The sequence below is a fragment of the Mesorhizobium sp. M5C.F.Ca.IN.020.32.2.1 genome, from assembly GCF_004023105.1.
Classification (GTDB): Bacteria; Pseudomonadota; Alphaproteobacteria; order Rhizobiales; family Rhizobiaceae; genus Mesorhizobium; species Mesorhizobium wenxiniae.
Genome location: NZ_RZSX01000674.1, coordinates 1 through 3605 on the forward strand (window position 1 = coordinate 1; position 3605 = coordinate 3605).

The 3605-nt window shown below is 63.6% G+C and carries 4 protein-coding genes; 1 reads left to right on the top strand and 3 read right to left on the bottom strand.

The annotated features are described in order from the left end of the window. Positions 1 to 135: 135 nt before the first annotated feature. A complete protein-coding gene (locus EOA86_RS26750) occupies positions 136 to 687 on the bottom strand; it encodes a hypothetical protein (protein WP_128344444.1) in 552 nt (183 codons plus the stop codon). 150 nt (positions 688 to 837) lie between these two features. Here EOA86_RS26750 and trmFO point away from each other — a divergent pair, with 150 nt between their 5' ends. Next, entirely contained in the window at positions 838 to 2247 is a 1410-nt protein-coding gene (trmFO, locus tag EOA86_RS26755; RefSeq protein ID WP_128344446.1) for a methylenetetrahydrofolate--tRNA-(uracil(54)-C(5))-methyltransferase (FADH(2)-oxidizing) TrmFO, read from the top strand. Positions 2248 to 2271: 24 nt separating this feature from the next. On the opposite strand, the gene EOA86_RS26760 is transcribed toward trmFO, so the two are convergent. Both EOA86_RS26760 and EOA86_RS26765 read right to left on the bottom strand, forming a co-directional pair. Continuing rightward, the gene (locus tag EOA86_RS26760) at positions 2272 to 3123 is read right to left on the bottom strand and encodes a phytoene/squalene synthase family protein (RefSeq protein ID WP_164892002.1); all 852 of its coding nucleotides are present in this window, start codon (positions 3121 to 3123) and stop codon (positions 2272 to 2274) included. 1 nt (position 3124) lies between these two features. Next, the gene (locus tag EOA86_RS26765; protein ID WP_065007774.1) at positions 3125 to 3514 is read right to left on the bottom strand and encodes an Mth938-like domain-containing protein; all 390 of its coding nucleotides are present in this window, start codon (positions 3512 to 3514) and stop codon (positions 3125 to 3127) included. Positions 3515 to 3605: the final 91 nt, after the last annotated feature.

The following is a 3605-nucleotide window of genomic DNA, read 5'->3' on the forward strand; positions in this document are numbered from 1 at the left end:
GACGAATACGGTCGATCTTCACCTCCTCCCGAGGATCGGCCAGCAAAACGACACCCGCCGGACCTCCTCCCCCCGCGGGTGTTGTTGTTTTCAGAGTCGAAGCAGTCCGAGAGCCGTTTTGGCGGGGGACTGTCGTCAGTCCAGCGCACCGCTTTCCAGCACGCCCCGTTTCTTCCACTGGCTCAGCGGAAAAATGTCCGGTGCGCCGCCCATCGGCGCATACCAGGAATCCACCACCCATTCGGTGCCCCCGCGGTCGCTGATCACCGCCGTCCAATGGGGATAGCGCCCGTCGACAAACAGGCCCCGCGAGGCCTTGTCCTCGACCTTGTGAAACCTGAGCAATTTTCGCTCGGCAAGATAGACCAGCAGAGCATGCGTATTGGTCGATTCGTCGACACGATCCATCTGGCCCCTGATGCGCGATGCACCGAATTCCGACTGCGGCAGATCGCGAATGCCGATGGCCCGGAAAATGCGCTGCTCGAAATAGCGGACAGCCTTCGAAATAGCGGAGCGCTCGGCTTGGGGCGAACCCGCACCCGCACGCAGGATAGAGCGGAAACGCGCGCCGTCACCGGGGCCAAGCGCCAGCATCGTGCGATAGTTGCAACTATAGCCGTGGCATATGGGGATCCGCTTGGAAGCCGTCGCGGCCAGTTCGCCGGCGGCCGCTGATCCGCCCATGGCGATCACGACTGTCGAAAAGGTCGCTCTGGCAAAGTTCCCGAGACTCCCGTCCATTCTCCGACAGTAGACGATTGCAGCACTTGGCGCCAACAGTGCGACGAACTCATGCAATTGCAATCGCAGCTACAAGGGATTATTTCGGCGCTCATGAACAAGAATCCCATTCACGTCATCGGCGGCGGTCTCGCCGGCTCAGAAGCCGCTTGGCAGGCGGCCGAAGCCGGCGTTCCCGTTGTTCTGCATGAAATGCGTCCCGTCCGCGGCACCGATGCGCACAAGACGGGTGGGCTGGCCGAGCTCGTCTGTTCCAATTCCTTCCGTTCCGACGATGCGCAAACCAACGCCGTCGGTCTGCTGCACGCCGAAATGCGGCTGGCCGGGTCGCTGATCATGAGCGCTGGCGATGATAACCAGGTGCCCGCCGGTGGTGCGCTTGCCGTCGACCGCGACGGATTTTCCGAAGCGGTGACCAAAAAGCTCGAAGCGCACCCACTCATCACCATCCAGCGCGAGGAAGTGCCCGGCCTGCCGCCGGCGGACTGGGACCAGGCGATCATCGCCACCGGCCCGCTGACCGCGCCGTCGCTCGCCCAATCGATCGCGGAAGTGACCGGCGCCGATGCGTTCGCCTTCTTCGATGCCATCGCGCCGATCGTCCATTTCGACACGATCGACATGGACGTTTGCTGGTTCCAGTCACGTTACGACAAAGTCGGGCCTGGCGGCACCGGCAAGGACTACATCAACTGCCCGATGGATAAGGAGCAGTACCTTGCCTTCGTGCGGGCACTTGTCGACGGTCAGAAAACCGAATTCAAGCAATGGGAAGGCACGCCATATTTCGACGGCTGCCTGCCGGTCGAGATCATGGCCGAGCGCGGCGTCGAGACGCTGCGTCATGGGCCGATGAAGCCGATGGGGCTGACCAATGCGCACAATCCATCGGTGAAGGCCTATGCCGTCGTGCAACTTCGCCAGGACAATGCGCTGGGCACGCTCTACAACATGGTCGGCTTCCAGACCAAGCTGAAGCACGCCGAGCAGGTGCGCGTGTTCCGCACCATCCCGGGCCTCGAAAACGCCGAGTTTGCTCGCCTCGGCGGCCTGCACCGCAACACCTATATCAATTCGCCGACGCTGCTTGACCATTCGCTGCAGTTGAAATCGCGGCCCGGCCTGCGCTTCGCCGGCCAGATCACCGGCTGCGAAGGCTATGTCGAAAGTGCGGCCATCGGCCTGCTTGCCGGGCGCTTTGCCGCCGCCGAGCGGCTGGGCCACGCGCCGGCGCTGCCGCCGATGACCACTGCCTTTGGCGCGCTGCTCAACCATATCACCGGCGGTCACATCGTTTCCGACGACGAGCCGGGAAAGCGCTCCTTCCAGCCGATGAACATCAATTTCGGCCTGTTTCCCCCTGTGGAAGCGCCGAAAGCCGAGGGAAAGCGCCTGCGCGGCAAGGATAAGACCGTCGCCAAGCGGCGTGCGCTGACGTCACGCGCGCTGGCCGACTGCCGCGAATGGCTGGGATTGCCTTCGCGGGCGGAAGCAGCGGAGTAGCAGTTACGGAGTTCGTGTCAGCCTTCAGATGCCCGGCCAGCCTCGCGTTGCGCGACGCAAGAGCAGCCAATGGCGGCGCCAGGCCGAGAGCTGCGCCTCGCCGTTCAGAGGTGAATGAGAAGAACCTTCCATCTTGCCGAGATAGGCGCGCGACAAGGCCAGCGGCAAAAATGCCGGTCGCAGCGAAACTGGCAAGGCCGATGCACTCTTCTCGAAAGCAGACAAATGCTCCTGCGCTAGTGCAATCATCGCGGCGACAGCGCGTTGCGCTCCAGGCCCACCTTCGCCGGCAACGAACTCCTCGGGCGACGACCCTGCCGCAGCCAGAATGTCGGCCGGGACAAAGCATTGCCCACGCTTGCGATGCAGCGGCAGCAGCAGCAAAAGGCCGGTCATCGCTTGTGCACAACCTGCTCTGCCCGCAAGTTCGGCAAACCGTGGTGCTTCGACGGGATCAAGCACCATCGCTGCAAGCTGGATGAGCGCCGCTGCGGTCTCGCCGCAATAGCCTTCCAGATCGGTCCGCGACGGCATAGGGTCGTCATAGAGATCGAAAATACGCGCTTCGAGCATGTTCTCGAAGGCAGATTTCGGCAGGCGGTGGGCGGAAATCGTGGCCGTCAACGCGTCCGCAACCGGATGGCCGGTGCCTGCTCCGGCGTCCTCGGCTGCGATGACATCGCGCCACCATTGCAGCCGCACCTCGCCCGGCAGCGCCTCGCGGATACGGTCACGAATGCCTGATATCTCGGCATTGAAGGCATAGAGCGAAAAAAGCGCGTCACGCTTGTCCTCGCGCGCATAGAGCGCGGAAACATAGCGGTCATGGTCGGCGGCTCGCACCGTTTCCATGACGATTTTGGCGTTTTCGCTCACGTCACTCCACGGCGATCAGGGCGGCAGCCACCGCACGGTTTTCCGCCAGAAGAACATTGTAGGTCCGCACGGCCGCGCCGGTCGACATCGGATCGGCCGCAATGCCCACCGCCTTCAGCGCAGCACGCAGCGCCGCCGGCAACGGCCTGAGATCCTTGCCGGCGCCGACCAGCAGGATCTCGATCTTGTCAGCCTCGTTGAGCAGCTTGGCGAAATCCGCCGCCGTCAGTGCCAGCGGATCAGCCGGCTCCCAACCGTAGATGCCCGACGGCAGGCACAGGAGCGAGCCGCGATGCGACATGTCGGCGAAACGAAACCCACCATTGCCGTAGGCCTCGATCGGGGCGCGGCCGGGGAAATGCGCTTCACGGATGACGATGCCTTTGGTCATCCCGTTGGCCGCCCGTCAGGTTGCCACGGCTTTGCCGCCGCTCACCGGCTTCTCCTCGTCGGCCGTCGCGGCCTGTGGCCGCAGCTTGAAC